Source organism: Symbiobacterium sp., assembly GCF_040797425.1.
Lineage (GTDB): Bacteria > Bacillota > Sulfobacillia > Symbiobacteriales > Symbiobacteriaceae > Symbiobacterium.
The window spans coordinates 40,242-52,400 of sequence record NZ_JBFNEH010000024.1; the positions used below are offsets into that span (position 1 = coordinate 40,242).

At 66.3% G+C, this 12,159-nt stretch carries 10 protein-coding genes; 4 read left to right on the forward strand and 6 right to left on the reverse strand.

Annotation, left to right across the window (positions count from 1 at the left end):
- Window positions 1-39: 39 nt before the first annotated feature.
- The 4 genes from AB2385_RS09240 to AB2385_RS09255 all read left to right on the forward strand — a co-directional run bounded on the left by AB2385_RS09240 (window position 40) and on the right by AB2385_RS09255 (window position 6,734).
- Entirely contained in the window at window positions 40-699 is a 660-nt protein-coding gene (locus tag AB2385_RS09240; RefSeq protein WP_367654676.1) for a CYTH domain-containing protein, read from the forward strand.
- A gap of 27 nt (window positions 700-726) precedes the next feature.
- The gene (locus AB2385_RS09245; RefSeq protein WP_367654677.1) at window positions 727-3,072 is read left to right on the forward strand and encodes a TIM-barrel domain-containing protein; all 2,346 of its coding nucleotides are present in this window, start codon (window positions 727-729) and stop codon (window positions 3,070-3,072) included.
- 179 nt (window positions 3,073-3,251) lie between these two features.
- Window positions 3,252-4,664: an argininosuccinate lyase gene (gene argH, locus AB2385_RS09250; RefSeq protein WP_367654678.1), complete on the forward strand. Its 1,413-nt coding sequence runs from the start codon at window positions 3,252-3,254 to the stop codon at window positions 4,662-4,664.
- Between the two features lie 327 nt (window positions 4,665-4,991).
- The gene (locus tag AB2385_RS09255; protein ID WP_367654679.1) at window positions 4,992-6,734 is read left to right on the forward strand and encodes a S8 family serine peptidase; all 1,743 of its coding nucleotides are present in this window, start codon (window positions 4,992-4,994) and stop codon (window positions 6,732-6,734) included.
- Between the two features lie 109 nt (window positions 6,735-6,843).
- Here the strand turns inward: AB2385_RS09255 and AB2385_RS09260 are convergent, their stop codons facing one another.
- The 6 genes from AB2385_RS09260 to AB2385_RS09285 form a co-directional block, all read right to left on the reverse strand.
- Window positions 6,844-7,575, reverse strand: a complete 732-nt coding sequence (locus tag AB2385_RS09260) for a hypothetical protein (protein WP_367654680.1) — start codon at window positions 7,573-7,575, stop codon at window positions 6,844-6,846.
- A gap of 359 nt (window positions 7,576-7,934) precedes the next feature.
- A complete protein-coding gene (locus AB2385_RS09265; protein ID WP_367654682.1) occupies window positions 7,935-8,594 on the reverse strand; it encodes an amino acid ABC transporter permease in 660 nt (219 codons plus the stop codon).
- Window positions 8,591-9,280 (reverse strand): amino acid ABC transporter permease, encoded by a 690-nt coding sequence (locus AB2385_RS09270; protein ID WP_367654684.1) that lies wholly within the window; start codon window positions 9,278-9,280, stop codon window positions 8,591-8,593. The genes AB2385_RS09265 and AB2385_RS09270 overlap by 4 nt, the downstream gene beginning before the upstream one ends.
- A gap of 3 nt (window positions 9,281-9,283) precedes the next feature.
- On the reverse strand, window positions 9,284-10,063 hold the full coding sequence (locus tag AB2385_RS09275; RefSeq protein ID WP_367654685.1) for a transporter substrate-binding domain-containing protein: 780 nt from the start codon (window positions 10,061-10,063) through the stop codon (window positions 9,284-9,286).
- A 39-nt stretch (window positions 10,064-10,102) separates the two neighbouring features.
- Window positions 10,103-10,828, reverse strand: a complete 726-nt coding sequence (locus AB2385_RS09280; RefSeq protein ID WP_367654686.1) for an amino acid ABC transporter ATP-binding protein — start codon at window positions 10,826-10,828, stop codon at window positions 10,103-10,105.
- Between the two features lie 810 nt (window positions 10,829-11,638).
- Window positions 11,639-12,031 carry a hypothetical protein gene (locus AB2385_RS09285; RefSeq protein ID WP_367654687.1) on the reverse strand — a complete coding sequence of 131 codons (393 nt, stop codon included), beginning with the start codon at window positions 12,029-12,031 and terminating at the stop codon, window positions 11,639-11,641.
- Between the last annotated feature and the right edge of the window lie 128 nt (window positions 12,032-12,159).

Sequence of the window (12,159 nt, forward strand, 5' to 3'; positions counted from 1 at the left end):
ACAGCCCGCCCGCGGGCTGCGCACAGGAAGGTGACGACCGTGGAAGTGGAGATCAAGCTACAGGTGCTGCCCACCGTCGAAGGGGGCCCCGCCGCACTGTTCGCACGGCTGGCGGAGGCGGAGCAGCTGGCGGGCTACCCCCTGGGGCCGGCCCGCACGATGGTGGTGCGGGATACGTACTTCGACACCGACCAGGGCGCGCTGGCCGCGGCTCGCTCCGGTCTGCGGCTGCGCCACGAGGACGGCCGGGCCGTCGTCACCCTCAAGGTGACCCGGGAGCAGGACGGGGCCCTGGTGGCCCGCGAGGAGGTCGAGGTGCCGCTGGAGCCCGAGGCCCTCGAGGCGCTGATCGACCGTCTCCGCCCGCTCATCGGGTCCGTGCACGTGCCTTTTGCCGCCTTTGCCGCCGGCCGCCCAGCAGGGCCCCTGACACCGGTGCTCGACGTGCACACCGAGCGGGTGGTGCGCCCCGTCGGCGAGGTCGCCCTCCTCTCGTTGGACCGGGTCACCTACCCCGGACTCGCCCCCGACCCGTACTACGATATCGAGGTAGAAGCCGTGCCGGACCGGGCTGACGCGGCGCTCCTGCACACGCTGGAGGCGGAACTGCAGCGGCTGGCCGGCGGTCAGCTCTGCCCCGCCGGGCAGTCGAAGCTGGAGCGGGGGCTCCGCCTGCGCCAGGATGCGCCCTGGATCTGACAAGACGGCTCGAAGGAGGAACGCTTCATGCAGCCGCTGGAACACGCGCTGAACTGGAACGTCACCGCAGAAGGTCTCGTCCTCCGATTCCCTGCCGCCACCGTGACGCTCACCCCTCTGGCCGACGACCTGGTTCGGCTGCGGGTCGCCGCCGAGGGCGCCCAGGCCCCGGAGACCGGCGCCGTGATCAGTGCTCTCTCGCCGCTTGCACCGCAGGTGACGGAGCGGGAGGGCGGGCTCGTCTTCCGCACCGGCCGCGTGCGCGTGGACGTGCGCCTTGCCCCGCTGCAGCTCACCTGGTACGAGGGCGAGCGGCTCTTCGCCCGGGACGAGGCGCTGCTCGTCGCACCCGACCGGGTGGTGCTGCGGCGGAGCATGCCGCCCGGCGAGCACTACTACGGCTTCGGCGAGAAGACCGGCTTCCTCGACAAGCGAGGCCGGCGCATGGAGATGTGGGCGACCGACAACACCCTCCACACGCCCACCGCCGATCCGATGTACCAGTCCATCCCGTTCTTCCTGGCCCTGCGGGACGGTCGGGCCCACGGGCTCTTCGTCGACAGCGGCGCCCGGTCGATCTTCGACATGGGATCGCTGGATCCGACCGATTTCTACACGGTCGAGGTGCACAGCCCGGTGCTGGACGCCTACGTGTTCGCCGGCCCCCGGATGGCGGATATCATCGGGCGCTACACCGAGCTCACGGGCCGGATGGAGCTGCCCCCGCTCTGGACGCTGGGCTTCCACCAGTGCCGCTGGTCCTATTTCCCGGAGGCGAAGGTGCGCGACATCGCCCGCAACTTCCGGGAGCGGGATATCCCGTGTGACGCCATCTGGCTCGACATCGACTACATGGACGGGTACCGGGTCTTCACCTGGGACCGGGAGCGTTTCCCTGACCCGGAGGGTCTCATCGCCGATCTGGGGCGCGACGGCTTCCGCGTGGTCACCATCGTCGACCCGGGCGTGAAGCAGGACGAGCACTTCCAGGTCTATCGGGAGGGCGTGGAGAAGGGGTACTTCATCACGCAGCCCGACGGGGCCCTCACCGTGGGCGAGGTCTGGCCGGGCGCGGCCGTGTTTCCGGACTTCCAGCGGGAGGCGGTGCGCCGCTGGTGGGGCGACCTCTACCGGGGGGCGTACTACGAGAAGGGCGTCGCGGGCGTGTGGAACGACATGAACGAGCCGGTGAGCTGGGTGGCCAATGCCGCCGGCGAGAAGACCCTCCCGCATGATGCCCTCCAGGGTGAGCCCGGCAGCCAGGTGCCCCACGCGGCGGTGCACAATCTCTACGGTTTCAACATGGCCCGGGCCACCTACGAGGGGTGGAAGCGGCACCGTCCTGAGCGGCGTCCCTTCATCCTCACCCGCTCGGGCTACGCCGGCATCCAGCGGTACGCGGCCGTCTGGATGGGCGACAACCACTCCTGGTGGGAGCACATCGTGGCCCACATGACCATGTGCGCGGGCATGGGGCTCTCCGGCGTTCCCTTCGTCGGCACCGACATCGGCGGGTTCAGCGAGAACCCCAGCGGCGAGCTGGTGGCCCGCTGGATCGCCCTGGGCGCCGTCACGCCCTTCTTCCGCATGCACACGGCCTGGGGCACGCGCGACCAGGAGCCCTGGTCCTTCGGCCCCGAGGTCGAGGCGATCTGCCGCAAGTACATCCGGCTGCGCTACCGGCTCCTGCCTTACCTCTACACGCTGATGGAGGAGGCCGCCCGCACCGGGCTCCCGGTGATGCGGCCGCTGGTGCTGGAGTACCAGGACGACCCGGAGACCTACCCCATCTCCGATCAGGTGCTGATCGGCCGGGACCTCCTGGCGGCCCCGGTCTACCAGCCCGGCGTTACGCGACGGCTGGTCTACCTGCCCGCCGGGGCCTGGTACGACTTCTGGACCGGCGAGCGCTACGAGGGCGGGCAATACATCGTGGCCCGGGCGCCGCTGGACGTGCTGCCGCTCTACGTGCGGGCGGGTGCGGTGCTGCCGATGGCGCCCGTGATGCGCTACACCGGCGAGGCGCCGGTGGAGACGCTGACGCTGCACGTCTACGCCGGCGAGGGCGCGTTCACCCTCTACGAGGACGAGGGCGAGGGCTACGGCTACCGGCGGGGCGTCTGCGCCCGCACCCGGGTTACGGTGCGGCCGGACGAGGTGACCGTGGGCCGGCCCGAGGGGGGCTACACACCCACGTGGCGAAGGGTGGAAGTCGTGCTCCACGGCTTCGATGGCGACCTGGTCGTGGACGGGACGCCCGTGGCGGGGGGCGCGGCTGAAGCGGCGGCCGGCGCGGACGTAATCGGCGGGGCGGGCCGCCGGCTCGTGGTCGAGCGGCAGGGCGGGTTTACCGTGACGGTTCGGCCGCGGTAAGCCGCACGCAGGCCGACCCCCCCACCTCGCTTGCCTGTCCGATCCACGCAGCCCAGACCCGCGCAATCGTGGACCCGGCCGGGTGTGGTACCCGGCCGGGTCTTCGCGCCTGTGGTTGAATGACTATGCATCAGGTAGTATAATTATGCGAAATTCGGATTGCGAGGAGGCCGCGTGCCATGACCAAGCTCTGGGGAGGGCGCTTCACCAAGTCCGCCAACAAGACCGCCGAGGGGTTCACATCGTCGCTCACCTTCGACCGGCGGCTCTACCGGCAGGACATCCGGGGTTCCATCGCCCACGCCCGCATGCTGGCGAAGCAGGGGATCATCTCGCCCGAGGACGCGGCCCTGATCGAGCGGGGGCTCAGGGAGATCGAGGCCGAGATCGAGGCGGGAGAGTTTCCCTTCCGCCAGGAGTACGAAGACATCCACCTGAACATCGAGAAGCGGCTGATCGAGAAGATCGGCCCGGCGGGGGGGCGGCTGCACACGGCCCGCAGCCGCAACGACCAGGTGGTCACCGACGTGCACCTCTGGGTGAAGGATGAGATCGCGGCGGTGCAGCGGCTGATCAGCGATCTGCAGGGAACCCTGCTCGACCGGGCCCGGGAGCAGATGGGTGTGATCATGCCCGGGTACACCCACCTGCAAAGGGCGCAGCCCATCCTGCTCTCGCACCACCTGATGGCCTATTTCTGGATGCTGGAGCGGGACTACGGCCGCCTCGCCGACGCCCTCAGGCGGGCGGACCTCTCGCCCCTGGGCGCCGGGGCGATGGCGGGCACCACCTTCCCCATCGACCGGGCGTTCACGGCGGCCGAGTTGGGGTTCGCTGGGGTCTACCCGAACTCGATGGACGCGGTGAGCGACCGGGACTTCGTGATCGAGTTCGTGGCCGCCGCGGCCATCTGCCAGATGCACCTCTCCCGGCTGGCGGAGGAGCTGGTCAACTGGTCCTCCACCGAGTTCGGCTTCGTGGAGATGGATGACGCGTACGCCACCGGCTCGTCGATCATGCCCCAGAAGAAGAACCCCGACGTGGCCGAGTTGGTGCGGGGGAAGACCGGGCGGGTCTACGGCGACCTGATGGCCCTGCTGACGGTGCTGAAGGGGCTGCCCCTCACTTACCACACCGACCTGCAGGAAGACAAGGAGCGGCTCTTCGACGCCGTGGATACCCTCAAGGCCTGTCTGACGGTGATGACCGGCGTGATGGCCACGGTGAAGTTCAACCGGGAGCGGATGGCCCGGGCGGTGCGGCAGGACTTCTCCAACGCCACCGACATGGCCGATTACCTGGCGAAGAAGGGCATGCCGTTCCGGGAGGCCCACGAGGTGGTGGGCAAGGCGGTGCTCTACTGCATCGAGCGGGGCAAGTTCCTGGCCGACTGCACCCTGGAGGAGTTCAAGGCGTTCTCGCCTCTGTTTGAGGAGGACATTTACCAGGCCATCGCTCCCGAGACGTGCGTGAACCTGCGTACTTCTCAGGGGGGCACCGCACCGGCCGAGGTGGAGAAGCAGCTGGCGCTGGCCGCGGAGATTCTTTCCCGGCGCGCCCCGGTGAATAGCCTGCGCTCAGATGGGGCATGATGCAGATGGGCACCCGAGAGGGTGCCCACGGGAGCCCGCATGTTGTCGCCTCAAGACGAGACGGACACGGAACGCACCTGCGGTCTGTTACAGACTGTCGGTGCGTTCTGTGTTTTCTGTGCGCCAGGTCTTGCCAGGGCGGTGGGCCTGGGGATTCGGGAGCGCGAGCGGCGACGGGTTCAACTTCAGATCCCCAGGTTCACCCGATGGCGAAAAGCTCCAGTCCTCCCTTGTCCTTCCGGACAAGCTGCCCTTACGATAGCCTCACCGCAAGCGATGCGGGACAGGCCTCGTTGAGGCCAGAAGACTCGGGAAGGAGGAGGAACCATGAAGCGAGTGGCGATCTGGCTCACGGCTCTGTGCACGGTGCTCGCGGCCTCGGCCCAGAACCCGGCGCTGGCCCAGTCGCCCGCGACGTCGGTGAAGGACCAGGTGCGAGCCGACCTGAAGGCCCCGGCGGTTCCCGGCCAGTTCCTCGTGAAGTTCAAGCCGGGCCTCGCTGCGGCCCAGAGGGCGGCGATCGCGGAGGAGCTGGGGGCGAAGATGGTGGATCGCGTCGCCGTCCTGGATGTCGACGTGCTGGAGTTCCCGGCCCTGTCGGCCAACGCGGACCCGCAGGCGGCGGAGGCCACGCTGCGGGCCCTGAAGGCGAACCCCAACGTGGTCTACGCGGAGCCGAACTACATCTTCACCGTCACCTGGACCCCCAACGATCCCGGGCTCTCCCAGCAGTGGGCGTGGGACCGGATTGACGCCTATGAGGCCTGGGACATCACCCGGGGCAGCAGCGACGTGGTGATCGCCATCGTGGACACGGGCGTCCAGCGCAACCATCCCGACCTGGACGGCAAGATCGTTCCCGGCTGGGACTTCGTCGGCAACGACAACGCCCCCGACGACGGCAACGGCCACGGCACCCACGTGGCCGGGACCGCGGCCGCCGAGACCAACAACAGCACCGGCGGCGCCGGCCTCTGCCCGGAGTGCAAGATCATGCCCGTGCGGGTGCTGAACAACTCGGGTTCCGGCACCCTGGCCGCCGTGGCCAACGGCATCATCTGGGCGGCGGACAACGGTGCGGACGTGATCAACCTGAGCCTGGGGGCTTCCACCGGCGCCACCACGCTGCAGAACGCCGTCAACTACGCCTGGAACCGGGGCGTCTTCCTGGCCTGCGCCGCCGGCAACGAGAACACCAGCAGCCCGTCCTACCCGGCCTACTATGACCGGTGCTTCGCCGTCGCTTCCACCACCAGCACCGACTCCCGCTCCTCCTTCTCCAACTACGGCAACTGGGTGGAGGTGGCCGCTCCGGGCTCCAACATCTACTCCACCTGGCTGGGCAGCGGCTACAACACCATCAGCGGCACGTCGATGGCCACGCCGCACGTCGCCGGCCTCGCGGGCCTGCTGGCCTCGCAGGGGCTGAGCAACCAGGAGATCTGGGACCGGATCATGGAGACGGCTGACGACATCCCGGGCACGGGCACCTACTGGGTCGGCGGCCGCATCAACGCCTACCGGGCCGTCGACCAGGCGGGGGATCCGGGCGATCCCGGCGACCCGGGCGATCCTGGTGATCCTGGTGATCCCGGTGATCCCGGCAATCCGGGCCAGCCGGGCGAGAACCGCATTCAGAACGGCGGCTTCGAGAACGGCACCGCCCCGTGGGTGCCGAGCTCCTCGGGCGGCTACCAGCTGGTCAGCAACTACCGGCCCCGCACCGGGCGCTACAGCGCCTGGCTGGGCGGCTACAACTACGGCACCGACACCATCAGCCAGACGGTGACGGTGCCCCAGGGCGGCACGCTGACCTACTGGTGGTACATGTCCTCGAGCGACTTCCCCTGGGCCGCCTTCGACTACCTCCGGGTGCGGCTCTACAGCCCGAACGGCGCCCTCCTGGCCGAGCTGGCCACCCACACCAACCAGGACACCCCGAATCAGTGGGTGCAGGAGACCATCGACCTCTCCTCCTACGCCGGCCAGACGGTGCGCCTGGAGTTCAGCGCCACCAACGACTGGCTGCTGCCCACCAGCTTCTTCATCGATGACGTCGCCCTGCAGTAGAAACCTGGGATGAAAGAGCAGAGGGGCTGCACTCTGGAAGGCGTGCAGCCCCGATTGTGATACGGTGAGGTACGACTGTCGCCGGCGCCCTGCGGCACCACGCCGTGAACTAACCGCAAGCCCGCACGGCCTGCCGGATGAGCGCGGCGGTATCACTGCCGCGGTCTTTCACGCTTAACACGCAAGCCTTCATGAGGAGGTCGAGGGGCTCGCTTGGGCCGTAGTGACTCTGAACGGTCGTCACAAACTGCAGCAAGTTGCGGTGATATACTTCGGACCCCGACTGGGGAAGCCAGTCCAGATCCAAGAGCTGCAGATCTCCCGGGTCCATTCCCCGCCTCTCGTGAAACCCCCGCAGGGAGACGAAACGGTCCAGGATGACGTCAGGACCCAGGGTATCAGCCACGGTCTTGCACGAAGGGTGACCATTCAGATACCCGTACAGGAGGTCCCGCCAGCACTGGAGCGCGCACTGCCGCCATACCTTCTGCTCCGTCTCGTAGCCACGAACAAACCCTGTTCCCAGTTTTGCGCAAGTATCCGCCAGGTAGTGCACGGCGATCGCAAAGAACTGGTCAGATGTCAGAACAGCTTCACCGAAGGCCTTAACCGCTTCTCGGTATTCCTTCGCGGGGCCACTTTCGCTTCCCTCGGGCGCCTCCTCGTACCAGACCATTCCCCTGGCCAACAGGCCAATCGGGCTCGTAGGGAGAGACTCTGCGCACTTGCGCCAGTAGACCAGGGCACCAGCGTAGTCGTGCGCTGCCCAGCGGGCGATGGCTTTCCGGTAGGCCTCCTCCCCGACTTGTTCCCTAGTCCGGTTGAAGAAGATCCCAAACACGATTGCTGCCTCCTTACCTGTATCGAAGACTGTGCGGGTCACTTCATGATGGTGGGGCTGGGCACTTCTCAGAGCCATGAGCGCTTCGCCGGCGAAATCGCCGGAAAGGGGACCAGGGGGGCCTTGTGTTCCGGCAGCTTTTCATTATCACTTACCTACCAAAATCATTTTATAACTTAGACATTCGGCAATGCAAGCTGGAATACGGTGATCAACAGGGGATATCCTTGCGCACTCATCCGCATCGTGTCGAAGGCTTCCCGCGCTTGGACCGGCGCAGGTGCTCCCCGGTGGCCGGGGGAGGTTCGAACGAGACGGGGGCTGTTCCGGCAGGTCCAGAACAGCCCCCTTTTGCACGTTCACATCGTCAGCCACGACATCCGCTGTTCCTGCCAGCGCCCGAGCCGGTAGACGGCGAGGCAGAGCGCCCAGTAGATGAGGCCGATCATGCCGAAGATCGCGAAGAACTGGACCGTGGAACCGTACTGGCCCAGGATGATGACCCCCTTGCCGGTCAGTTCCTGCACGCCGACGACCCAGACGTACGAGGTGTCTTTCACCACCGTGATGAACTGGCCGGTCAGCGGCGGGACCATCTTCCGCAGGGCCTGGGGCAGCACGATGTAGCGCAATGTCTCCAGCCAGGTGAAGCCCTGGGAAAAGGCGGCCTCCCACTGGCCCTTGTCCACCGAGTTGAGCCCGCCCCGCACGATCTCGCCCACGATGGCTGCGGTGAAGAGCGTCATGGCCAGGGTGCCCGAGTTGATCGGCTTCAGCGGCAGGGTAAACCGGAAGAGCAGGATGAGGAGGATGAGCGGCGAGGCGCGGAAGCTTTCGATGTAGACGGCCGCGACCCGGCTCAGCAGCCAGTGGCCGCTGAAGCGCATCACGCCCAGCAGCGTGCCGAGGATGAAGGAGAAGATGATGGTCAGCAGGCCGATCCGCAGGGTGATCAGGAGGCCCTGCGCCAGGAAGCGCACGTTGTGCCACTGGGCCAGGGCGGCCAGTTCCTCCATCATGCGGCCGTCACCTCCCCGCCGCGGCTCAGCCGCACCCGCTCCTCCCACCGCTTGGCCAGCTGGGCCAGGGGGAAGCAGATGGCGAAGTAGATTGCCCAGACTGTGAGGTAGGCCGGGCCGTAGTAGCCGGTGGCGGCCGACCAGGAGTCGGCCTGGAACATGAGGTCACCGCCGGAGATCATGGCCAGGATCGATGAGTTCTTGATCAGGGCCACCGCCTGGTTGGTCATGGGCGGCAGCACGATCTGCCAGGCCTGGGGCAGGATGATGTAGCGCATGGCCTGGACGTAGGTGAAGCCCTGCGACAGTGCCGCCTCCAGCTGCCCCCGGTGGATGGCCTGAATCCCGGCCCGTACCACCTCCGACACGTAGGCGCCGTGGTAGACGCCCAGGCCCAGCACGCCCACCACCGGGGTGGGGAGCACCAGGTTGAAGTGGGGCAGGGCGTAGTAGAGGAAGATGACCTGGGTGACCAGCGGCGTGTTCTGAATGATGCTCACGTACAGGCGGCTCACGGCCCGGCCGCTTCCCCACGGGGCGGTGGCGAGGACACCGAAGAGCACGCCCAGCGCCAGCGCGAGAAGGAGGGCCAGACCCGCCGTGGAGGCGGTCCGGCCCAGGCCCTCGAGGAGGATGTGCCAGTCCCTGAAGAGCGCCTGCCACTTGAAGGCGGCGAAGCGGTCCACGGGCTACTTCAGCCCCCACTTCTCGTACAGCTGGTCCAGTTCACCCGACGCCTTCATGTCCTTGATGAGCTTGTCGACGAGTTCGGCCAGATCGGTGCTGCTCTTCTTCGTGGCAACGCCGTACTCCTGGGGGGCGAACTTGTCGGGCAGCATCACGTTCTTGTCGTCCTTGTAGCCCCACAGGATCGACTGGTCCACCGAGAAGGCGTCGACGCGGCCGGAGTCCAGCGCAGCCTTGATCTCGGGGTAGGTGGCGAACTCCAGGAAGTTCGGCTTGATGCCGTCCTGCTCGGCCTGTGCCGTCAGGGCCTGCTTGGTGGTGGCGGACTGTGCCACGCCGATGTTCTTGCCGTCGAGGTCCTTCCAGGAGGTGATGCCGCTGTCGGCCCGGACCAGGAAGCCGATATAGTCAGTGAAGTACGGCTCGGAGAAGTTCCAGCTCTTCTTGCGCTCCTCGTTGATGGTGAACGTGGCGATCACTAGGTCGACCTCGCCGTTATCCAGCGCCGGACCGCGGGTCTTGGCGTTGACGCCCTGGAACTGCACCTTGTTCTCGTCGCCGAGGATCTCCTTCGCGATGCGCCGGGCGAGATCGATCTCCATGCCCTCGTACTGGTTCGTCTGCGGGTTGAGGTAGCCGAACTTGGGGACGTCCTCTTTCACACCGACTTTGAGGACGCCGGCCTTCTTGATCTGCTCGATGTGTGACGACTGCCTGCCGCAGCCGGCGAGGACCGACAGGGCCAGCGTCAAGGCCAGAAGAATCCCCCACGTACGCTTCATTCCGAACCACTCCCCCTGTGTCTCCATTCGTATCTGTCATCAGCGCAGGATGCGGCTGAGGAACAGCTTGGTCCGCTCGTGGGTCGGCGCCTCGAAGAAGTGCTCCGGCGGCCCCTCCTCGAGGATCCGCCCGCCGTCCATGAAGATCACCCGGTCAGCCACCTCGCGGGCGAAGCCCATCTCGTGGGTGACCACGACCATGGTGATGCCCTCCTGGGAGAGGCCGATCATCACGTCCAGCACCTCCTGCACCATCTCGGGATCGAGGGCGGAGGTGGGCTCATCGAACAGCATGATCTTCGGGTGCATGTTGAGGGCGCGGGCGATCGCGACCCGCTGCTGCTGGCCGCCCGAGAGCTGGGAGGGATAGGCGTTGGCCTTGTGCTTCAGCCCGACCCGCTCCAGGTACGCGAGGCCGGATGCCTCGGCCTCCTCCTTCGGGACACCCTTGACGAGGATCGGCGCCAGGGTGACGTTCTCCAGCACCGTCTTGTGCGGGTACAGGTTGAACTGCTGGAACACCATGCCAATGGACTGGCGCACCTTGGTGAGGGGTGCGCGGGGCGCCGTGATGTCGACGTCGTCGACGATGACCGTACCGCTGGTGGGCCGCTCCAGCAGGTTCATGCAGCGAATCAGGGTAGACTTTCCCGAGCCGGACGGGCCGATGATGACGACTTTCTCGCCGGGCTTCACGGTGAGGTCGACGTCCACCAGCACGTGCAGCGAGCCGAAATACTTGTTGACCTTCTCCATCCTGATCATATACGGGTGTAACCACCTCTCCCCACAGGTCCACCACGCGCGATAACCTCAATTCCTAATACTGACTCGTGGCTGGCGAAAATGCAAGCATAGAATAGTTCGGCGCAACCACCAGATTCGGCTGGCGATCACGCCCCGCGGTGGCAGGGCACGACCACCGCCCGGTTTGCCTGATCCCCGGGTGACGGGCCGCGCGTTCCGGGGCGTGCTGATGTGCAAGCTGGAGCGTTGCCGGGAGAACGCTCCGCAGGGGAGGTCTCGTCGTGCGGGCGCGCCAGGTTGCGCCCAGTCCGGCGCCGAAAGAGGGCGCCCTTCCCCGACGCTGGCGCGGCGGGGAAGGCGATTTCTTCGGCCCACGCTTTGCGATGAGCCTCCTGGAAGCGACCCACATCGCTGCCATAACCTTCGCGGCTGACAGTCTTGGATCGGGGTTTCCAAAGGTGGTCTCAAAAATTTACTTAATTAGGATATGATCTATGTCGACCGAGCGAATCAAGAGCGGAGACCACCTTCCCTTAAGTCGAACGGATTTGGTTCAACTCTTCGGGCGTGTAGGCTTGCTTGAGGCTGCACGTCGCCGTCTTTTCGCCCCGTAGCACTTTCGTGATGAGCCTTTCGCTAAGACCGTTATCCCCCGGCCATCCGAATACCGTTTTGTCCGGATAAACTTTCACTCGTGCCCCCTCCGAATCTGAATCAGGATGGCGGTTTCTTTGCATCCGCACGATCAGCTCCCAGAGAATCGTCCGGCAGACTCCAAGACGGACGTGCGGAATCGGGTGTGCGACTGGCAGTACCGCGGTGCAGGATTTACAGGTGCTCGACCGTCTCGCGCACGATCACCCAATTCCCATCGATCTGGCGCCATACCTCGATCGCGAAGGCGGAAATGGTTTTGTCCCCGAATACCATCGGCTTTTCGTAGAAGACGACCGCACTGGTTTCTGACGGCATGCGGATGCTGCGGTTAACGCACCCCGCTCGCACCCAAGGCAGCTGCCTGGCGGTCTGCCGCATGCCCTCGATGGCGATGGCCGTGTCGAAGTAGTCGGCCCGGTCCTGGTCGGGCATGCCGTAGTACCCGTGGTACCCCGGCCCGAGGAACGGCAGGACCGGATCCGTCTCCCCCGTGCGGTAGGCGTGCTCCACCACAGACAGGTACTGGTCGTGAACGGCCTGAAACGCTTTCAAAGCGTTCGACACCCTGACTCCCCCCGACAAAGCTCTGTCTCTCAGACTCGCATTTCGATTGGGGTCAGAATTCTCCTGCAATAGCGGGAGGGGGGCTCCGCCTTTCGAAAGCGTAGAACCGCGTGGTACCCACCTCCCTA